This is a genomic window from Helicobacter sp. 13S00482-2, assembly GCF_002272795.1.
GTDB lineage: Bacteria > Campylobacterota > Campylobacteria > Campylobacterales > Helicobacteraceae > Helicobacter_J.
In genome coordinates, this window is sequence record NZ_MLAT01000003.1 from 13,080 (window position 1) to 33,573 (window position 20,494).

22 protein-coding genes are annotated in these 20,494 nt (G+C 34.2%); 11 read left to right on the top strand and 11 right to left on the bottom strand.

The genetic code is table 11. The features are described from left to right. Positions 1–5: 5 nt before the first annotated feature. The 3 genes from BKH42_RS02240 to msrP form a co-directional block, all read right to left on the bottom strand. Positions 6–563 (bottom strand): hemerythrin family protein, encoded by a 558-nt coding sequence (locus BKH42_RS02240; RefSeq protein ID WP_095294663.1) that lies wholly within the window; start codon positions 561–563, stop codon positions 6–8. A 116-nt stretch (positions 564–679) separates the two neighbouring features. Continuing rightward, complete coding sequence (gene gdhA / locus BKH42_RS02245; protein WP_180673907.1) at positions 680–2,026, bottom strand: NADP-specific glutamate dehydrogenase; 1,347 nt, start codon at positions 2,024–2,026, stop codon at positions 680–682. Positions 2,027–2,105: 79 nt separating this feature from the next. Further along, positions 2,106–3,089: a protein-methionine-sulfoxide reductase catalytic subunit MsrP gene (msrP, locus tag BKH42_RS02250; RefSeq protein ID WP_095294447.1), complete on the bottom strand. Its 984-nt coding sequence runs from the start codon at positions 3,087–3,089 to the stop codon at positions 2,106–2,108. Positions 3,090–3,168: 79 nt separating this feature from the next. Here msrP and prfB point away from each other — a divergent pair, with 79 nt between their 5' ends. From prfB to hisH, 10 genes are all read left to right on the top strand, one after another. Further along, positions 3,169–4,260 carry a peptide chain release factor 2 gene (gene prfB / locus BKH42_RS02255; RefSeq protein ID WP_095294450.1) on the top strand — a complete coding sequence of 364 codons (1,092 nt, stop codon included), beginning with the start codon at positions 3,169–3,171 and terminating at the stop codon, positions 4,258–4,260. A 62-nt stretch (positions 4,261–4,322) separates the two neighbouring features. Further along, complete coding sequence (locus tag BKH42_RS02260) at positions 4,323–5,024, top strand: chemotaxis protein (RefSeq protein ID WP_095294453.1); 702 nt, start codon at positions 4,323–4,325, stop codon at positions 5,022–5,024. Then, positions 5,024–6,304 (top strand): peptidase U32 family protein, encoded by a 1,281-nt coding sequence (locus BKH42_RS02265; RefSeq protein WP_095294456.1) that lies wholly within the window; start codon positions 5,024–5,026, stop codon positions 6,302–6,304. Before BKH42_RS02260 ends, BKH42_RS02265 begins: the two co-directional genes overlap by 1 nt. Positions 6,305–6,314: 10 nt before the next feature. Then, positions 6,315–6,809, top strand: a complete 495-nt coding sequence (purE, locus tag BKH42_RS02270) for a 5-(carboxyamino)imidazole ribonucleotide mutase (protein WP_095294458.1) — start codon at positions 6,315–6,317, stop codon at positions 6,807–6,809. Between the two features lie 94 nt (positions 6,810–6,903). Continuing rightward, positions 6,904–7,407 carry a DUF3972 domain-containing protein gene (locus BKH42_RS02275; RefSeq protein ID WP_095294459.1) on the top strand — a complete coding sequence of 168 codons (504 nt, stop codon included), beginning with the start codon at positions 6,904–6,906 and terminating at the stop codon, positions 7,405–7,407. Continuing rightward, positions 7,397–8,281, top strand: coding sequence for an ARMT1-like domain-containing protein (locus BKH42_RS02280; RefSeq protein WP_180673909.1), 885 nt, complete (start codon positions 7,397–7,399; stop codon positions 8,279–8,281). The genes BKH42_RS02275 and BKH42_RS02280 overlap by 11 nt, the downstream gene beginning before the upstream one ends. Positions 8,282–8,295: 14 nt before the next feature. Next, entirely contained in the window at positions 8,296–8,919 is a 624-nt protein-coding gene (locus tag BKH42_RS02285) for a hypothetical protein (RefSeq protein ID WP_095294463.1), read from the top strand. A 131-nt stretch (positions 8,920–9,050) separates the two neighbouring features. Then, a complete protein-coding gene (locus tag BKH42_RS02290; RefSeq protein ID WP_095294465.1) occupies positions 9,051–11,456 on the top strand; it encodes a molybdopterin guanine dinucleotide-containing S/N-oxide reductase in 2,406 nt (801 codons plus the stop codon). 2 nt (positions 11,457–11,458) lie between these two features. Beyond that, positions 11,459–11,998, top strand: coding sequence for a hypothetical protein (locus BKH42_RS02295; RefSeq protein ID WP_095294467.1), 540 nt, complete (start codon positions 11,459–11,461; stop codon positions 11,996–11,998). A 94-nt stretch (positions 11,999–12,092) separates the two neighbouring features. Beyond that, the gene (gene hisH, locus BKH42_RS02300) at positions 12,093–12,713 is read left to right on the top strand and encodes an imidazole glycerol phosphate synthase subunit HisH (protein WP_095294469.1); all 621 of its coding nucleotides are present in this window, start codon (positions 12,093–12,095) and stop codon (positions 12,711–12,713) included. Positions 12,714–12,729: 16 nt separating this feature from the next. Here the strand turns inward: hisH and BKH42_RS02305 are convergent, their stop codons facing one another. From BKH42_RS02305 to lysA, 3 genes are read right to left on the bottom strand one after another with little or no spacing between them, the layout of a single operon-like run. Next, the gene (locus tag BKH42_RS02305) at positions 12,730–13,635 is read right to left on the bottom strand and encodes a phosphatidylglycerol lysyltransferase domain-containing protein (RefSeq protein ID WP_095294471.1); all 906 of its coding nucleotides are present in this window, start codon (positions 13,633–13,635) and stop codon (positions 12,730–12,732) included. 3 nt (positions 13,636–13,638) lie between these two features. Then, positions 13,639–14,709, bottom strand: coding sequence for a prephenate dehydratase (pheA, locus tag BKH42_RS02310; RefSeq protein WP_095294472.1), 1,071 nt, complete (start codon positions 14,707–14,709; stop codon positions 13,639–13,641). Continuing rightward, the gene (gene lysA, locus BKH42_RS02315; protein WP_095294474.1) at positions 14,696–15,931 is read right to left on the bottom strand and encodes a diaminopimelate decarboxylase; all 1,236 of its coding nucleotides are present in this window, start codon (positions 15,929–15,931) and stop codon (positions 14,696–14,698) included. Before lysA ends, pheA begins: the two co-directional genes overlap by 14 nt. An 83-nt stretch (positions 15,932–16,014) precedes the next feature. On the opposite strand from lysA, the gene BKH42_RS02320 reads away from it, so the two are divergent. After that, positions 16,015–16,407 carry a hypothetical protein gene (locus tag BKH42_RS02320; protein ID WP_095294476.1) on the top strand — a complete coding sequence of 131 codons (393 nt, stop codon included), beginning with the start codon at positions 16,015–16,017 and terminating at the stop codon, positions 16,405–16,407. Between the two features lie 74 nt (positions 16,408–16,481). On the opposite strand, the gene BKH42_RS02325 is transcribed toward BKH42_RS02320, so the two are convergent. From BKH42_RS02325 to mltG, 5 genes are all read right to left on the bottom strand, one after another. After that, complete coding sequence (locus BKH42_RS02325) at positions 16,482–17,051, bottom strand: 2-oxoacid:acceptor oxidoreductase family protein (RefSeq protein ID WP_095294478.1); 570 nt, start codon at positions 17,049–17,051, stop codon at positions 16,482–16,484. Between the two features lie 2 nt (positions 17,052–17,053). Next, positions 17,054–17,881: a 2-oxoglutarate ferredoxin oxidoreductase subunit beta gene (locus BKH42_RS02330; protein WP_095294479.1), complete on the bottom strand. Its 828-nt coding sequence runs from the start codon at positions 17,879–17,881 to the stop codon at positions 17,054–17,056. Between the two features lies 1 nt (position 17,882). Then, entirely contained in the window at positions 17,883–19,010 is a 1,128-nt protein-coding gene (locus tag BKH42_RS02335; RefSeq protein ID WP_095294481.1) for a 2-oxoglutarate synthase subunit alpha, read from the bottom strand. A 16-nt stretch (positions 19,011–19,026) separates the two neighbouring features. Next, positions 19,027–19,341: a 4Fe-4S dicluster domain-containing protein gene (locus BKH42_RS02340; RefSeq protein WP_095294482.1), complete on the bottom strand. Its 315-nt coding sequence runs from the start codon at positions 19,339–19,341 to the stop codon at positions 19,027–19,029. 288 nt (positions 19,342–19,629) lie between these two features. After that, the gene (mltG, locus tag BKH42_RS02345; RefSeq protein ID WP_343286866.1) at positions 19,630–20,448 is read right to left on the bottom strand and encodes an endolytic transglycosylase MltG; all 819 of its coding nucleotides are present in this window, start codon (positions 20,446–20,448) and stop codon (positions 19,630–19,632) included. Between the last annotated feature and the right edge of the window lie 46 nt (positions 20,449–20,494).

A 20,494-nucleotide genomic window follows, 5' to 3' on the forward strand; every position in this document is an offset into this window, starting at 1 on the left:
ACAAATCAATGCTTTAAACGAAGGATTTGCTTACAGAATCGGCAAATATATTTTGCATTCTCATGTTGTATTTTTGTATGAATTTCAAGGGGAACTTCGTGAATTTTATTCTTGCAAGAACAAGTATAGGGGTATTTTTCCACATAAGCACTCAAATGTTTTTCAGCAAATGTTCTATCTTTGCAATACTTTCTTATAAGCATATCTTCTTTGAGAATATGCTGCAAAAGCCATTCTTTAGCGATAACTCCAATTTTTTCCTTCAAATCATTTGCAGAATGGACTTCTTTTACACACTTAGAAAAATCAATGATAATTTGACGATGATGTTTTTTATGTTCATCTAATGCAGGATAGCCAATAGAAATCATATAATTCTCTTCATCCCTAAAGTGATCACGCATGTATTCAAAAAATTCTTTTAGAACCTCTTTTATTTCATCTTTTGAGACAGAATGATTGACCATCAAATAAGCTTTTTGGGCTAAATCAAAGAGCTTTTTATGCTGTGTGTCAATCATCTCATTATCAACACTATAGCTTTCTTCCCATTTTGGAAGCAACAACTCTATCTCCTCGAATTTTTATTTCATTCAAGCATATCAAAAAAATTAAAAATAAACAATAAAATTTAAATTTAAAAGAATATAAAATTTTATTTTATTTTAGGCTAGACTTGTTATATCCCTTGATCTATCATCGCATCAGCAATTTTTCTAAATCCTGCTATATTTGAACCCAAAACAAGGTTGGTGGGATCTCCAAACTCTTTGGCAGTTTCAGAAGATTTTACAAAGATGCTCTCCATAATTGAATGCAATTTCTTATCCACACTCTCAAAATCCCACGAATACATACTTGCATTTTGTGCCATCTCCAAGCCACTCACAGCTACTCCTCCTGCATTTGCAGCTTTTCCTGGCCCATAGCATATCTTTGATTTCAAAAACAACTCAATGGCTTCAATAGTAGATGGCATATTCGCACCTTCACTCACACATTTGCAACCATTTTGTAAAAGAGTTTTTGCATCATAGAGATTGAGTTCATTTTCTGTAGCACTTGGAAATGCAGCAAAACAAGGAATGCTCCATACAGGATGTGTACCTTCTTGATAATCACTAATTTTGATGTATTTGCAATCAGATTTTATTTTTGCATATTCCTCTAAGCTTTCTCTTCTTTTTTCTTTGATCTCTTTGAGCAAATCCAAATCAATTCCATTTTTATCATGAATCGTTCCTTTAGAATCACTGACACTCACAGGTATTGCATCAAGATGATAAAGTTTTTCTACAGTATATATAGCGACATTTCCACTCCCTGAAACCGTGCAAATCTTTCCACTAAGAGATTCACCCCTTTCTTTAAGCATTTCTTGTGCAAAATACACACAGCCATAGCCAGTAGCTTCAGGTCTAGCCAAACTCCCTCCCCAAGTTAATCCCTTTCCAGTAAGCACTCCATCAAATCGATTTGTAAGTTTTTTGTATTGACCAAAAAGATAGCCAATCTCCCTAGCCCCTACCCCAATATCTCCAGCAGGAACATCAGTGCAAGCACCAATATGTCGATACAATTCATTCATAAAAGCTTGACAAAACCTCATCACCTCAGCATCGCTCTTTCCTTTTGGATCAAAATCACTCCCACCTTTTGCTCCACCCAAAGCAAGTGTAGTGAGTGAATTTTTAAAAACCTGTTCAAAACCCAAAAATTTAATGATGCCAGAATTCACGCTAGGATGAAATCTAAGTCCGCCTTTATAAGGCCCTATAGCCGAGTTAAATTCAATTCTATATCCTGTATTAGCTTGGACTTCTCCTTCATCATTCATCCAATCCACGCGAAAAGCAATCTCTCTATCGGGCATAACCATCCGCTGCAAAATTGCATTATCTTGATATTTTTTATCTTTTGCAATCACGGGTTCCAAAGACACAAGAACTTCTTGCACGGCTTGGTGAAACTCTTTTTGATCTGGATAGTTAGTTTTAATCATCTTGATTATATCTTGCGTATACATCATTCCACCTCTTATTGAAATTTTTATATAACTTAATTGTATCGCAACAAATCCAAAACAAATAAAAAAGTTTTGAAAGTCAATAATTTCTTTTCAAATCCATTCCTGCATACATTTTTGCAACTTCTTCTCCATAACCATTGAAGAGCTTTGTAGGGATTCTATCAAATGAAAAGCCTTCGCCTATGAAACGTTCATTTGCTTGAGACCACCTAGGATGAGGAACATCAGGATTAACATTGGCATAAAACCCATATTCAGAACTATCAAGCTTATTCCAGGTAGAAATTGGCATTTTTTCAACCAAAGTCATCCTAACAATAGATTTTATGTTTTTAAAACCATATTTCCATGGAACCACTAATCTCAATGGAGCACCATTTTGATTGGGGAGAACTTTACCATACATTCCTACAGCTAACATCGTGAGTAGATTTTTTGCCTCATCTAACCTAAGACCTTCTTTATATGGGAATTTTATATAAGCAGCTATAGATGGATTTTTTATTGCGGGCATATCTTCTTGCACCACCGTTTCAAATAAAACAAACTTAGCATTACTCTTGGGTCTAACAAAATCAATCAATTTTCCTAACTCAAATCCCAACCAAGGAATATTCATACTCCAAGCCTCAACACAACGAAAATGATATATCCTTTCTTTGAGACCAAATCTTTTAATCATATCCTCCAAGGAGATCTTGATGGGTTTTTCCACCTCGCCATCAATCACTAGATCCCAAGGACTAGTTTTCAAAACTTCTGCACGATGATATGGATCATCTTTTTGCATTCCAAATTCATAAAAATTATTGTAAGTTGTAGCTTTTTGATAGGGTGTTAGTGGGGTTTTGTTAAACTCTAAATCTATTTTGTAAGGATAATTGTTTTGATTAATTTGTATATTTTGAGATGCATTTGCCTCTAAAATATCAATTCCTGCAACACTGCTTAAACCCAAAATCCCCATCAATTTGAGAATATTTCTACGTTCATTGTAAATATCCTCAGGAGTGATCAAACTTTCTTTTATTTCATAAGATTTTTTTATTCTTGATAACATGATGTTTTCCTAAGCTAGATTTTATTTTTAATCATACATTGTTTTTGTACAATTATGATAAATCATTCAAAGGGTAAAAATGGATTCTTATGAGTATGGCGAACTATTAAAAGAACTCAAAAATAAATGTGAAAATATCGCCAAAATTATCAAGCCTGAAAATCTTCAAAAGCGACTTGGTGAAATAATACAAATGCAGCAAGATCAAGACTTTTGGAATGATGCAAAAAAGGCAGGAGAAATCAGTAAAGAAAAAGTTAAGATTGAACGCATATTAAAAACTTACGATGATGCGAAAAATTCGATTGATGACTCCAGTGAGCTCTTTTCTTTGGTCTCTTCTGATAATGACTCTTCAACTCTAGAGCTTTTATTCCAAGAGGCTCCTGAACTAGATTCTAGAATAAAAAAAGTAGAAATAGAAGTGATGTTGAGTGGAGAAAATGATGGTGCCAACGCAATTGTTACAATACAACCTGGTGCAGGAGGCACTGAAAGTCAGGATTGGGGAAGCATTCTGTATCGAATGTATTTAAGATGGGCTGAACGAAGAGGATTCAAAGCAGAAATTTTGGATTATCAAGATGGAGAAGAAGCAGGAATCAAGGGAGTAGCATTTCTTATCAAGGGTGAAAATGCTTATGGCTATATGAAAAGTGAAAATGGCGTACATCGCTTAGTAAGAATATCTCCTTTTGATGCAAATGCAAAAAGACATACAAGCTTTGCAAGTGTGCAAGTTAGTCCTGAGGTTGATGATAATATCGATATTGTTATTGAAGAAAAAGATCTAAGAATAGATACTTATCGGGCAAGTGGTGCAGGAGGACAGCATGTAAATAAAACAGAATCTGCTATCAGAATCACGCACCTCAGTACGGGAATTGTGGTGCAATGCCAAAATGATAGAAGTCAGCACAAAAACAAAGCTACTGCATTAAAAATGCTCAAATCTAAACTCTATGAACTTGAACTTGAAAAACAAAATGCCTCAAATACAGGAGAAGAAAAAAGTGAAATTGGCTGGGGACATCAGATCAGAAGTTATGTTTTAGCTCCCTACCAACAAGTCAAAGATGCTCGAAGCAACATCGCTTATAGCAATGTTGAAGCAATACTTGATGGAGATATTGATGAAATAATAGAAGGTGTTCTAATATCAAAAGCTTAAAATTAATCTAAAATGTACCAAAAAAAATTTATAATGTTAAGGTTAAATCTGAAGGAGAACCAATGACTCAAGAAGAACTAGATGCTTTGATAATGTCCAATGAAACCGATTTGGATGTAGAAAAAACTCCCCAAAAACAATCTGAAGAAGATGCACAAAAGCCCCAAGAAGAATTTACTGCGGGTTTTATTGATCCTAATAATTATAAAGTCGAAGCAGGTAAAAAATGGCCTCCTCCTCCTCCTACAGATGATCACAAAGTTGTTCATCAACTTGATGATGTCACCAAAGATTCAGAAGCAAAAGCAAGTGAAATATTTGATCAACTTGACAACATCAGTTCTAGTGCTGAAAAAATCATTAAATCCTCTAAAGAGATCAAAAAATACTTTGAAAAGCATCAACAGATTTTTGAAAAATTGTCTGAAAAATTCCCAAAAATAAAAAGCTTTAGCGATTCATTGGAAGAATCAAAAAAGATCTCAGCTATCTTAAAAAATATCCTAGATGATGCCAATGATTGCTCTGATGCTTGTATGCAAGCAATGGATATTATGCAGTTTCAAGATATTCACAGACAAAAAATTGAACGTGTTATTAATGTAATGAGAGCCTTAGCTCAATATATGAATTCTTTATTTGAAGGCAAGATTGACGATTCTAAACGGGTAAGCTCTGCAGTCTATATAACAGGAGATACCAAAGAAGATATGGCAAGTGAAGATGATATTGAAGCCCTAATTGCATCATTTGGGAAAAAATAATGTCTCATAATTTGTCAAAAAGAGTTCAACTGCTCTCTCCAGCTGGCAATCTTACAAAACTAAAGATTGCTATTGATTATGGTGCAGACGCTGTTTATGGGGGTGTGAGTCACTTCTCATTACGCAATCGTGCAGGAAAAGACTTCGATCTAGAAAGCTTCAAAAAGGGTATTGATTATGCACATTCTAAAAACAAGAAAGTATTTGTAACCATCAATGGTTTTCCCTTCAATTCCCAACTCAAGCTCCTTGAAAATCATATCGCCAAAATGGCAGAATTATCTCCAGATGCTTTTATCGTAGCAGCACCTGGAGTGGTTAGATTAAGTAAAAAAATTGCTCCTGAAATTCCTGTGCATCTCTCAACTCAGGCAAATGTTTTGAATGTATTGGATGCAGAAGTTTTTTATGAGATGGGCGTAAAAAGAATCGTTGCTGCAAGAGAACTTAGCTTAAAAGATGCGATTGAAATAAAAAAATATCTTCCTGATCTTGAATTAGAAATTTTTGTACACGGAAGTATGTGTTTTGCATTCTCAGGTAGATGCCTAATATCCTCTCTTCAAAATGGACGTGTTCCCAATAGAGGAAGTTGTGCGAATGACTGTAGATTCGACTATGAATATTATGTAAAAAATCCGGATAATGGCGTGATGATGAGATTAGAGGAAGAAGAAGGAATTGGAACCCACATTTTTAATTCAAAAGATCTCAATCTAGCTAGTCACATCAAAGAAATTTTAGATTCTGGAGTTATTGATGCTTTAAAAATTGAAGGAAGAACCAAATCAACATATTATGCAGGACTTACAGCCAGAACTTATAAATTAGCCATTGAGGATTATTATAAGGGTATCTATAGACCTGATTTTTATCAAAATGAACTCCACACTTTAAAAAATCGTGGATTCACAGATGGTTATTTAATAAGAAGACCTCATGAAAAACTTGATACCCAAAACCATCTAACTGCAATCAGTGAAGGAAGTTATCAGGTTAATGGTGAAGTAAATGAAGATGGAAAGTATTTTTTATGTAAATACACCACTAAGGTGGGTTATCCTTATGAAATTGTGTTTCCCACCGACAAACAAATCAAATGTGTCGAGAACGAAATTGGCAAAATTTACCAAGAGGGTGAAAAATTTTATCTTATTTTGAATAAGATTATTTTGGAAAACAACAAAGAGCTCACAGAAATTCATAGTGGTAATATAAACCCTATCTTGCTTCCTGAAATCTTGCCTCCATATACATTTTTGAGGGTAAAAACAAATTAAAGGAGTCCAAATGGATTTTATATCAGTTGTCATGGGAAGTAAAACCGACTGGGGCATTATGAGTGAATGTATTGAAGTATTCAAAAAATTTGATGTAAATTTTGAAGTGATCATTAGCTCTGCACATAGAAGCCCTAATCGCACCAAAGATTATGTTCAAAAAGCAGAAAAAAAAGGTGCAGTAGTTTTTATTGCCGCAGCAGGTATGGCAGCTCATTTGGCAGGAGCAATTGCATCTCAAACATGTAAGCCAGTCATTGGGGTGCCTCTAAGTGGTGGTGCCCTAGATGGAATAGATGCTCTTTTATCTACAGTTCAAATGCCCGCAGGAATGCCTGTAGGAACACTTGCTATTGGTAAAGCGGGGGCTATTAATGCAGCTTATATGGCAATGCAAATCTTGAGTTTAAAAAATACAGATTTAAGTGCAAAACTCATAGAAGATCGTATTAATAAGGCAAAAAAGCTTGAACTTGATTCCAAAGAAATTGAGATTTTGCTGTAGGATTTTGATTCTTTGAAATTTTTGACCATTTATTTTTATTGATTATTTTAAAAATTTATGCAAAAATTACTCAACCATATAGAGAAAGGCACAAATGGAAAATACTCCAAATCCTACTTGGCTAAGCCTAAAAGAGTTTGTCAAACTCTCTGGCATTGAAGAAAAAAGAGTTTTAGAACTCATCAATGAGGGTGCTATTATCAGCAAAACTCATAAAAATACCCTCTTTATAGATGCTTCAAGCGGTGCTCAGAGTATCGTTAAAAGTGTGGAAAATAACCTTGTGTCAGCTGATATGAGTGGAAATTCTTTAGATCCTGTGTTCGTGGAAAAAACCATCAATACTATTTTAGGACTTCATGATAAGGTCATTAGTGCAAAAGATGAAACTATTGGGGCTTTTAAAAATGAAAATATTTTTTTAAAAGATGCTCTCATATCAATGCAAGAAGTGTATGATGATGATAAAAAAACAATAGACACTATAAGAAATGAACTACAAAAAGCAAGAGAAGAAATCGAATTTATGAAAAGAAAATATCGTCTGATGTGGGGAAAAGTCTCTGGATTAACTGGAGGTAATGGGCGTGAAAATTGAAAAAGAGTGCCTTGCATGTCTGCAAAAACAGTGTGAACAAATAATGGAACTCACTTCTCAACCTCAAGAAATCAAAAAAAGAGCTAAAAAGGCTATTGAATCTTTGACCCAAGCATTACCTAATAAAAATCTTCCTCCGCCAAAAATTGCCATTGATGTTTATGAAAAAATTACCTCCATCACCTCCATAAATGATATTTATCAACCCATCAAAACTCTGTGCATTCAAAAAGCAAGAGATATAGTAGATGATTTATTATCAAAGAAATCTCCTTTAACCAAACCAGAAGATGAGCTAGAATGGGCCCTGAAGGTTTCTGCACTTGGAAATATTATTGATTATGGAAGTGCAACAAAATTTGATATTAAAAATGAACTATTTGATACTTCTAAGATGGATTTTGCCATCTTTGATTTGATGAACTTTTACAAAAAACTACAAGATTGTAGAACCTTACTATATTTTGGAGATAATGCAGGTGAAAATATATTTGATGAAGTACTTATCTCTACAATAAAATACATCTTTCCTAACATAAAAATCACCTATTTTACTAGAGGGGCTCCGATTATCAATGACATAACACTTGGTGATCTGAACTCTCATCTAGAATGTCAAAAAATATTCAAACTATGCGAGGTGAAAGATAGTGGAGTAAAAAGTCCAGGATTTATCTATGAAGATGCTAATGCCTCTACACAAAAATTATTTGATACAGCAGACATTATTCTTGCAAAGGGAATGGGAAATTTTGAATGCTTAGAAAATATTCCTGACTCTAGAATATTTTTATTATTTAAAATTAAATGCGATGTGGTTGCCAATCATCTAAAGATACCTTTAGGAAAAATGATGTTTAGACAAAATATTTAATAAAAGGAGTTTGAATGAAAAAAGTCATTTTAGGATTAACAATAATATTAATAAGTTTTAATCTAGCATATTGCACAGAAGAGAGCCAAGATACAGACACTCAAAAGAAAGCAATATCTGAAAAAAACTCTGAAGATACTCATTCTGATCTTAATCAGACCTCAGAAGAAAATCATCAAAAAAACACTTCAGATGCTAAAACATCTAAATGGGGATACAATATTTGGGGACCTATGGGCATCTTAAAGATGATTGATTTTAAAGATAACAATCAAAATTTTGCTAAAAATGGAATTCTTGAAGTTGTTATGATGGTAGGACCCACTTATGAAATCATTAAAGATTTAAAAATTGGTGCAAATATTGGCATAGGAGCACAATTTGACATCAATAAAGCTTCTTATGTAGTTCCAATAGAAACAAATCTAATCTATGACTTTAACAAGCAATACTCCATTTTTGGTGGATTAAATTATAGCTATGGTGGTCTCATCAACGATATAAGTATCTATGTAGGGACAAACTTAAAAGGGTATTCTTTGCGATTAGGATACATTCCTTATGCTTTTAGCAATACAAGTTCTCCAAAACTAACAGGTTCTGGATTCTATTTTAGCTTTGCTGGACTTTTTTTATAAGTTTGCAAACCTAAAAACCATGCCAATCTTTACAAAACTTCACTATATATTTATTTATACAACCATTTTTTATTTTTTTTAAATAAATGGTTGCTATAATCATACACATCTTAAAACAAAAAGGAGATTTTATGGCCATTTCAAGAAGAAATATATTGAAAGGTTCTGCAGGAGTTGCATCCTTAAGTGTTTTGGGTTCATCCCCATTAGGTGCAGTTGGGGTATTTAAAAAAACTGAAATGATCCCACATGCAACACACTTTGGACCTTTTGTTGCAAAAGTCGAAGACGGGGTAATTAAGGATATTATTCCCCAAAAAACAGATGTCAATCCATCTATTATGGTCAAAGGGTTAATTGATAGAGTTTATTCAGATACAAGAGTGAAATATCCTTGTGTTAGAAAAAGCTACCTAGAAGGAAAGAGAAACAATAAAGAAAAACGCGGAAAAGAAGAATTTGTGCGTGTTAGTTGGGATGTAGCACTTGATCTTGTAGCAAAAAAGCTAAAAGAAATTCCTCGTGAAAATATCTATAATGGTAGTTATGGTGGTTGGGGACACGTAGGAAGACTACATAACTCCAATATCGTGGCAGGAAGGTTTTTTAATACTACATTAGGTGGTGCAGTTGGAACAGATGGAGAATATAGCAATGGTGCAGCTGGTAGAGTAAATCCTAGCATTATGGGTGATATGGAAGTGTATTCTCTCCAAACTTCACACGAAGAAATGATTGCTAATTGTAAAGTTTATGTACTTTGGGGAGCTGATTTGTATAAATGTAACAAAATAGATTTCGTTGTGCCTAATCACGTCAATGATGTGTATTATCCCAAATACAAAAAAGCTGGAATTAAATTTATCTCTATTGATCCAATTTATACAGAGACTGCACAGATGTTTGATGCTGAATGGATTAAAATCAGACCCAATACGGATGTTGCACTAATGCTTGGTATGATGCACTATCTATATACATCTGGAAAATATGATAAAAATTTTATTGCTAAATACACAGATGGTTTTGACAAATTCATTCCTTATGTTTTAGGTAAAGCTGAAGACAAAACACCTAAAACACCAGAATGGGCAGAGAAAATAACAGAAGTTCCTGCAAGTAAAATAAAAGAACTAGCCGATCTTTTTGTTTCTACTCGAACTTTCCTAGCAGGTAATTGGGCAATGCAAAGAGCTCATCATGGCGAACAAGCAGACTGGGCACTCATAACACTAGCAAGTATGATTGGTCAAATTGGGCTTCCTGGAGGAGGATTTGGCTTTTCTATGCACTATGCAGGAGGAGGACAAGCAAACTCAGGCTATAGAACTACTCCAGGCTTATCTCAAGGAAGAAATAGAGTAGAAACCTCCATACCTGCTTCTAGAATTTCAGAAACAATTCTAAATCCTGGAAAAGAAATCAATTTTAAGGGCAAAAAAATTAAACTACCAAAGATAGATATGGTCTATGTTTGTGGTGCTTCTTTACTAGGACATCATCCAAATACAAACGAGCTTATTGAGGCTTTGAGAAAAGTTGATACAGTTGTTGTGCACGAACCTTGGTGGACACCTTTAGCAAAGATGGCCGATATTGTGTTCCCTTCTACCTGCACATTTGAGAGAGATGACATTACCTCTGGAGGCACATATTCTAGAAACGTAATTTATGCGATGAAAAAAGTTATTGAGCCCGTATATGAGTCAAAAGATGATTTTGAAATATTCAGACTCCTTGCCAATAGACTTGGGGGAGAAAAAGTTGAAAAACGCTACACAGGTGGAAAAACTTATATGGAGTGGATCAAAGGATTTTACGAAAAGAGCGATGGTCCAGTATTTAAAGACTTCGATAAATTTTGGAAAGATGGTTTTGTCGAATTTGATATTCCAGAAGAGGCTAGAAAATATGTCAGACACGCTGAATTTAGAGCAGATCCGATAGAGAATAAACTTGCAACAGAAAGCGGTAAAATCCAAATATATTCAGAAAAGTTTGCCTCTTATAAACTGCCTGATTTTAAGGGTCATCCTACCTGGTTTGAACCTGCTGAATGGCTAGGATCTAAAGAAACAAAAAAATATCCCTTTCACCTAGTATCTCCTCATCCAAGATACCGCGTTCACTCTCAACTTGATAATACTTGGATTCGAGATATATATAAAATACAAGGACGCGAACCTGTGATGATAAATGACAAAGATGCTAAAAAACTTGGTATCGAGCACGGGGAAGTGGTTGAAGTATTTAATGGCAGAGGAAGACTTCTAGCTGGTGCATTTGTAACTTCAAATATCAGATCTGGAGTTGTAGCTATTCAAGAAGGTGCTTGGTATGATCCAGAAGATAAGAAAGCAGATAAGCCAAGATGTAATGCAGGGCACGCAAATGTTCTTACATCCTCACGTCCTACTAGTGAAATGGCTCAAGCGGTCTCTTGTAATACAACGCTTGTAAATATTAGAAAACTTGGCAAGAATGAAGTGGTCACGCCTTATAAATCAACATCAGTACCTGATATAATAGGAGCATAACAATGAAAAAAATCACGATTTTATTTTTTATATTTTTTGGTGTTTTGCTATCAGCAAAAACGTTTTATGTAATGGACAATACCAATGCGTATGACAAAGATGGAAAAGCTATCATAGGGACAATCCTCAGAGGAACTCCAGGAGAGAAAATTGGAGAGGCAAATGGGAAGGTTATCATCAAAGTTAAAGGCTATCTCAAGCCAAATGATACGACAACCTTATATGGGACAAAAAATCTCGAATTACCATTTATCAAACTCAAAAATACAAAGGTGAGCTCTGATACTTTGGAGGTTGCACTTCCAAAAAATGAACTCACCGAAAATCAAAGTGATGCTTGGGCGGATGCAGAGTTTTTGTATTATGACACCTGCTCAATGTGTCACGCTGCCCACGCTCCAAAGGAACACAATATGATGGAATGGGACGGTTTATTTACAACAATGAGAGCATTTGCAATGCCAACAGACAAAGATGCTGATATTATTATCCAATATCTCAAAGCACACGCAACCGATGGTTATGCAACCGATGATGAATGATACTCATCATCTTTTATCTAACTAGATCAAAGCATTTCTGAAGACAGACCAATTTTTAACATTGTGTTGTCTTTGGAAAGCTAAAGTATTTAGCATGAAAGTCGCTATTTTAAATTATAACATTGGGAATTTGGCAAGTGTAAAAAATGCACTTCAAAATACTCGTATTAAAAATATTCATGTTGATATACAAAATAATCCCGACAAGCTTCTAAATTATGACAAAATTATTCTTCCAGGAGTAGGAGCCTTTGCTGATGCAATCGCTTGTTTTGAGAAATCAGGGTTAAAAGAACCTTTCATTGAGTTTGTTAAAAGTGGAAAATTTGTTCTAGGTATTTGTCTAGGCATGCAACTTTTATTTGAAAAAAGCTTTGAATTTGGAGAACATATAGGACTTGGAATCATCAAGGGGGAGGTCATCAAATTTGATTCACAATCTAGACTTAAAATTCCTCATATAGGCTGGAATACTTCTACCTTCAAAAATCCAAATCACCCTTTATTAAAAAATATCAACAATGATGTCTATTTGTATTTTGTCCATAGCTACCACGTAAAATGTAAAAATGAAAATGAAATTCTAGCTACTTGCGAATATGGGAAAGTTTTTCCCTCAATTGTTGCCAAAGAAAATATACTAGGTATCCAACCTCATCCTGAAAAATCACACAATAATGGACTAACAATACTAGAAAATTTTTTAAGTTTATAGATTCAGGTTGATTGGATTATGCTTCAAATATAGCTTCAAATTTTTCGACTAAAAACGTTGGATTATAGCTCATTTTTGCCCTTCTTAGACCTTCTATTCCGAGATCTTCTTCTCTGTTTGCAAAAGCAATAGAACTAAATTCATTAAGCAAAAGCTGTTGATTAATGATCTGATAGGCTCCGCGATAATTTGAATCAGCTTTTTCAATATGAATGACTGCCATTTCTGAATTGATAACTTCACCAAAACTAAAACCTACAATATCACCACTCACACTAACAAAACCGCCTTTAAATCCTAAGGATTCATAATGGTTTAAAGCATTCATAATGCCAATATTTTCATTTTTCAATCCTTCGCTCACTTCTCCTTGTGTTTGAGAAAACCATTTTTTCCATATAGAGAGAACTTTATCTTTATTGCTCTGATTGATGCTTTCATAGGTAAAATCAGGGTAATTTTGCAAGAACTGATTCAGATGATTTTTCTTTTTATGGTATTTTCTTCCAGAAAGCTCAATGAGTTCTTTAATGCTGTAGATATAATCACTCCTATCTCGGTTAGGCTTAAAAGAAAACAATCCATCAAAGGATTTCTGAAGAGCCTGCAAGGATTTTATTTCTAGGGAATGAAATTCAAGTCTTTCTTTTTTTTCTTTGCAATCTTTTATGAGTTCCTGAATACATTTTATTTTATCATCTTGGGTTCCGCCAATAGGATAAAAATAGAAAGGTTGCTGGTCTGCTCCATAACAAGTGCGGATTACCAAAGAATCTTTTATGATCGCAAAACTTATTTCTCTGGCCTGATGCCATATATAGAGATTCCCAAAACTAATATCAGATAGATAAAAAAAATCCTGTTTTAAATAAGAGTCAAATAGTGCCTTATCTTCTAAAGAGATTTTTTTGTATTCAATCATTCTTCAACCTTCCATTTTAACGTAGCTGCCAAGCCATTTAAGTTCATTTTTTCGCAATTCAAATAATTTTTTGATATGTTCATCTTCTCTGTGTCCATCAAAATCAATGTAAAAGCCAAAACTAAAATCTGATTTAGTTTTGATGGGTCTTGAATCAATTTTGGTCAAATTGATACCCATTTTTGCAAAATCTTTGAGCAATTCAAGCAATGTTCCAGATTTATCAAAATCACTTAGATTTGCAAACACAGATGTCCTGTCTTTTCCACTAGCCTGATTAGAAAAATCACTAATGATAACAAAACGAGTTTTATTATCATTAGAATCTTCAATGTTATCAAACATTATAGGTAGATGGTACAATTTCCCTGCAATTTTTGAGCAAATAGCAGCAGAATTTTTATCTTCTTTGGCAAGTTGTGCTGCTTTAGCAGTGGAATCCACAGGAACACGATCCACTTCTCCTAATTGATGAGATTCAATAAATTTATTACATTGTCCAAAAGCAATATCTTTAGAATAAATACGTTTAATATCTCTGATATGTTCACACTCGCTTACAAAACTATGATGAATAGGCAAAATAATCTCAGCAATGATTTTCAGATCTGAATTAGCTAGAAAATCTATCGTATCTCCCACCATTCCATTAGTATTATTTTCCAATGGAATCACTCCATATTTTGCACGTTTAAGCTCTACGGCCTTAAAAACAGAATTGATATTTGTCATGGCCAAATATTCGCTCATAGCCCCAAATCTCTCTTCTGCTGCCTGATGAGTATAACTTCCCAAAGGCCCCAAATAAGCAACCTTTTCAGGCAATTCTAAATTTCTTGAAATGGCAAAAATTTCTTGATAAATCGCTTCAATAGCCTTATAATTAAGATATTGAGAACCTCGCGATGTCAAACGTTCAATAATCTGTCTTTCTCGCTCAGGTTTATAAATACTAGATTTTGATTTTATTTTATCCTTACCAATTTGTGAAACGATATCCATTCGCTCATTCAAAAGCTCAAATATTGCATCATCAATAATATCAATTTTTATCCTTTTTTCATTCAAATCCATCTGATTCCCCCTTTAAGATTTTGAGTTCATCAGCAATCATGTCTTCAAATTTTTCACGTCTTTTTAAAATTCTATCACTTCCATGTTCTATTCCAATTTCTGCGGGTCTTCTTCTTGTATTATAATTACTTGCCATAGAATATCCATATGCTCCAGCATTCTCAAAGACAATCAAATCACCTGAAGACAAAGGAGGAAGTAAAATGTTTTTTGCTAAATAATCTCCACTCTCGCAAATAGGCCCTACCACATCTGCTAAACTTTCTTTTGTTTTATCAAGTTTATTTTGAGAATAGACCTTGAATTTATGAATTGCTCCATACAGACTTGGTCGAATCAAATCATTCATCGCTGCATCTATGATAACAAAGCGTTTTTTATCTGTATATTTTTCATACAAAACCTTCGTGACCAAAAAACCACTTTCGCCAACTATGTATCTACCTGGCTCACAAATTATTGTAAGATCTAGTCCTTTTAAAGCATTCAATATAGCTTGTGCATAATCATAAAGCTTGATAGTCTTTTCATCATCATAAACAATTCCGATTCCACCACCAATATCAAAAAATTTCAAATCTATTTTCAATGCTAAAAGTGATCGTGTAAAATCTGCAATCTTTTGTGCGGCACTAGATATTGGTTCTAAATCGCTAAGCTGGGAGCCAAGATGAAAATGTATCCCCACAGGATTTAAAAAAGATGAATTCTTTGCATATAAATAAAGTTCTGAAGCACTTTGCATATCAACACCAAATTTATTTTCATGCAAACCTGTGGAAATGTAAGGATGGGTTTTTGCATCAATATTTGGATTAACCCTAATAGAAATCCTCGCAATCTTTTTTGTCTGCTTTGCAATACTCTCAATACGTTTTAATTCCTGCTTGGATTCTGCATTGATAAATAATATATCAAGCTCTAAAGCTTCTGTAATCTCTTCATCGCTTTTTCCAACTCCACTAAATATAATTTTATATTTTTTTATTCCAGCCAAAATGGCACGTTTAACTTCCCCAATAGAAACACAATCAGCACCACTATCAAGCTTAGCAAGAGTATTTATCAAGCTTAGATTGGAATTAGCCTTCAAAGCATAACAAATCAAATTTTTTCTAGCGTTAAAAGCTTGTTTAAAATTTAAAAACTGATTTTTTACTTTATCTAAATCATATACATATAAGGGTGTTTTGTATTTGTATGCAAGTGTTAAAAAATCCATTTTTTTATTCCCTTACCAAAAATTAAAAATAAAAAGGCTACAATCTTAACTAAATAAATCAGTATATTAATAAATGAGGAAAAATGAATCCAAATGCTTTTTTTATTGTCATCTCTTTTATAGTGGTATTGAGTGTGTTTTTCATCACACTTCTGAGTGTTTTGAAAAAAAAACAAAACCTAAATCCAAAAAAGAATCAAAAAAAAATCATTGACTTTGAAACCGTTATGTTACTATTAGAATCAAAGTATAGCACCATAAAAGATATTGAAAAAGCCTCAAGATATTTTTTTGATAATTATAACAAATGGAAACTCAATAAATCTCAAAAACAAAACTTCCTTTTTGTTCTTTGTCTGCATCAAAATACTACCTCAAAGATGATATTACAAGTTCAAGAAAAACTTTCAAAGCTCAATCCTGATATGAAAAAGGATTTTGAGAGAATTGTGAAGAAAGCCATTGATCTGAGATAATTTTCAATTATTAAACACATCTCAGTAAAAAGTATTTCATAGTCATTTTTAACCAAAAGGACTATGAAAACTATTCAGGATTTTGCTGATCCAACTTTAAGTGCCTCTAATGCATATTTTTCGCCCAAATCAAAAGCCTTTTTGTTCAATTCAACAACTTTTGCAGGAACTTTGCTGATCATTGTATTAAAAACTAAATCCCTATCAACACATTTAGTAAAAGTAACCGTAACTGCAAGAGCTACAACTGACTGTGTGACTACATTCCCTACTTCTTCTTTTGCGATAGTAATGATAGGGATTTTATAAATTTGATATTTCTGAAAATCTTCTGCTGTAGGATAAACCAAATTAGGTTCAACAACTACAAGTGCATTACTCTTTAAGCCACTCTTAAATTGATTATAACTCACTTGAGCAGTTGAAAGCATAAAATCTATCTCACCCTCATTTGCATAAGGATAAAGAATTTCTTTAGAATCAAGCAAAATATCAACCTTAGTAGGTCCTCCCCTAACTTGACTCGTATAAGTCGAAGCTTGAATGCCATAACCACCTGCTACAATTCTAGATTCTGCAAGTATCTCGCCAGCAAGTAAAACCCCTTGTCCTCCTACTCCTGTAAATCTTAATTGAGCTTCCATGCTTAGTGGCCTCCTTTTTCTTGTGCTTTTTTGATGACTTCTTTATAAGCTTGCGTATATTCCATCTTGGTTGTATCGTGTTTTAAAATTCCAGTTGGAAACTTTCCATCTTTTTGTTCTTCTTCAAGTTCATCATATTTTCGCTTTGAAATAGTTCGTGATTCTATCCAATTGAGAACTTGAACGGCTTCACCCATTTTATTTTTTCTACCCAAGTTAATATGGCAATTGCTATGAATATCAAAGAAGCTAAAACCTTCGTGTTTAAAACCTTCTATAAAAGCTTTTTCTATTTTCTTGGGATCTAGGACGCTCTCTCTTGCCACAAAAGTTGCTCCTGCTGCATCTGCTAATTTGCAAGGATCGAAGTTGTTATCAATATTACCATATTGAGCTGTCACAGTCCACATACCCTTTGGTGTGGTGGGTGATGTTTGAGAATTTGTCAAACCATATATGAAGTTATTTACTAGCACAAAATTAATATCAATATTTCTTCTACAAGCGTGAATGGTATGATTTCCACCAATAGCCAAAGCATCTCCATCTCCAGAAACAACAATCACGTGTTTATCTGGATTTGCCATTTTAATGCCTGTAGCATACGCTACAGCTCTTCCGTGTGTGGTATGGACTGTGTTGCAATTCACATAAGAACTCATTCTTCCACTACAACCAATCCCGCTCACCAAACACACATCATCCATATTCCAACCAATCGCATCAATAGCCCTAATGATTGATTTTAAAATAACGCCATCTCCACATCCCCAACACCAAAGTGTTGGCATCTTTTCTACTCTTAAGTATTCATCGTAATTAAATGCCATCTTAAAGCTCCTTTATTTTAGAGATGATTTGAGCGGGTGAAATACTTCGTCCATTTGCCTGTCCCATAAAATAGACTTTTCGTTGCAAAATTCTTTCAATTTCTTCAACATATTGACCCTTATTCAATTCAATCACTAAAATTTTCTCAAATCTCTCTCCCAAAGCCTTTATCTGCTTCTGGGGGCTTGGCCAAATAGTAATAGGCCTAAACAGACCAACTTTTTTACCATTTTGTTTTTTCAGCTCCACCATCGCTTCTTTTACCGCCAACGAAACTGATCCATAAGCAATAACGGCAATCTCAGCATCTTCTAAATCTAACTCTTCATTATTGGTAATCATATCCATTCTAGATTCAATCTTTCCAAACAATCTATCAATAAGGGCTTGACCCATTTTTGCATCCTCAGTTGGAAATCCAATAGGTCCGTGATGAAGTCCAGTTATATGATAGCGATAGCCCTTGAAAAAAGGATTTAAGATCGCGGGTTCATTTTCGCCAACCCCATAAGGTTGATAATCTTTTGCATCGCCATTAAATGTTTTTCTATTCACAATAGTTTTTTGGATATCTTCCAAATCAGGAATCATTGTTTTTCCATACATGTGACCTATAGTTTCATCCATCATTAAAAAAACTGGTGTCATCAACTCTTCAGCCAAATTAAAAGCTCTGAAAGCCTCCGTATAAGATTCTGCTAGATTTCCTGGTGCCAAAGCAACTGCTTTAAAATCGCCATGTGTTGGATGCTTTAAAAACGAAATATCACCTTGTGCTACACGTGTAGGCATACCTGTAGAAGGGCCTGATCGCATAACATCAGCGATAACCAAAGGAATTTCTGCCATAAATCCCAATCCGATTTGCTCCACCTTTAGAGAAATACCAGGTCCTGAGCTTCCTGTCATCGACTTAACGCCACTCATACTCGCACCCAAAGAAACTGAAATTCCACTTATCTCATCTTCCATTTGAATGAAATGCCCACCATATTTAGGGAGCAAAACACTCATCTGATGCATAATATCTGAAGAAGGCGTTATAGGATAACCACCATAAAATCTACAACCTACATCTATTGCGGCCATTGCCACCAATTCATTTCCACCAGAAATAACTTCTCGCATATCTTCCCTTTATTTTTTAATCAAGCAACATAAAGCCATTTGCTTTAACTTTTCCAGCCCTTTCTTGAGCCTCTTGTGATACTTTTGCAAATTTAAATTCTTTTCTATCTGCGACATATATGGCAAAATCAGGACAGTGCAACTCGCAATCAAAACACCCAATACAGCTCTCTGGATGTCTTACTTTCACAATCTTGCCAAGCACTTTATTTGCATCCATCTTCATACCAAGCACTCCAGCTGGGCATAAAGACACGCAAATATCACAACCTTTACAACGATCCTCATTCACCCATACAGGGGAATCTTTGGGGGTGATGATATTGGACATTTTTTCTCCTTTGATTCTTTAGTTTATGTAAATCGCCTAGTTATCAACTCTATCATCTTTTTAAATCAAAAAGATATTAACATAAAATTTTGAATAAATCTTTCCTTAATCTTCCAAAATGCAAAATTATAATAGCCCATAAATCATCACTCCAAAATAGAACCTTTATTTTAGATAATTTAACGCAAAAATAATTAAGATGAGAGCTTAAGGTTTAATATCAAAACTTCAAACGTTAGTTTCTTATAAATAAACTTAAGAATCACTTTAAGTAAGTAAAAGCCGGTTTTACTTAATATTTCTAAGATGTTCCTTGTATGTCCTACTGAAGATATGCTTACCTGTTTTTGTTTTTACAAAATATAGATATTTCACATTTGCTGGATTGATAACTGCCAATATTGCATCCATACTAGCACTCCCCACGGGATAAGGTGGGACTCCTTGATGCTTATAAGTGTTGTAAGGAGTATTATCAGTCTTAATGCGATTAGGAGTGATCTTAATGTGAGAATATTGGCCATAATTAAGAGAACCATCCATCTGCAATGGCATTCCAATTTTGATTCTATTGTAAATAACAGAGGCAATAATCGGCATTTCTTCCTTATTTGCAGCTTCTTTTTGAACGATTGAAGCCATCGTTACATATCGAAACCATTGTTTTTCATCAAACTCTCCAAGCACTCTAGTTGCCAACTCTTTATGTCTGCTCATTGATTGAGTCAATAAGTATTGCATTAAATAATTTGCACTAATACCCAAGGGGAGCTTATAGGTATCGGGTAATATAACTCCATCAGGAAGTGGAGAATATTTATGATAAGCATCCCAAAGAGATTTTTCGCTCAGTCCAAATATCTTACTAGCGTCTTGAATGAAGAAATACATCGTTTCTCCAGGTATGAGAGTAATGTCTTGAAGTGCGGCCTTAGATTTGGTGAGTTTATGTAGAAAATCACCCTTTGTAAGTTCGGTATATCCAATATCTATCCAGCCACTTTGTGGTTTCCCCATTACTCTTAAGATATATCGATCTAGCTGATTGATATCGAAGTTATTTTTTGATAAGTATGCTATAATGCCCCCGATTGAACCCTGAGGCATATAGATCACACTACTTGACCTTATAGGCATACTTAAATAAAAAAAG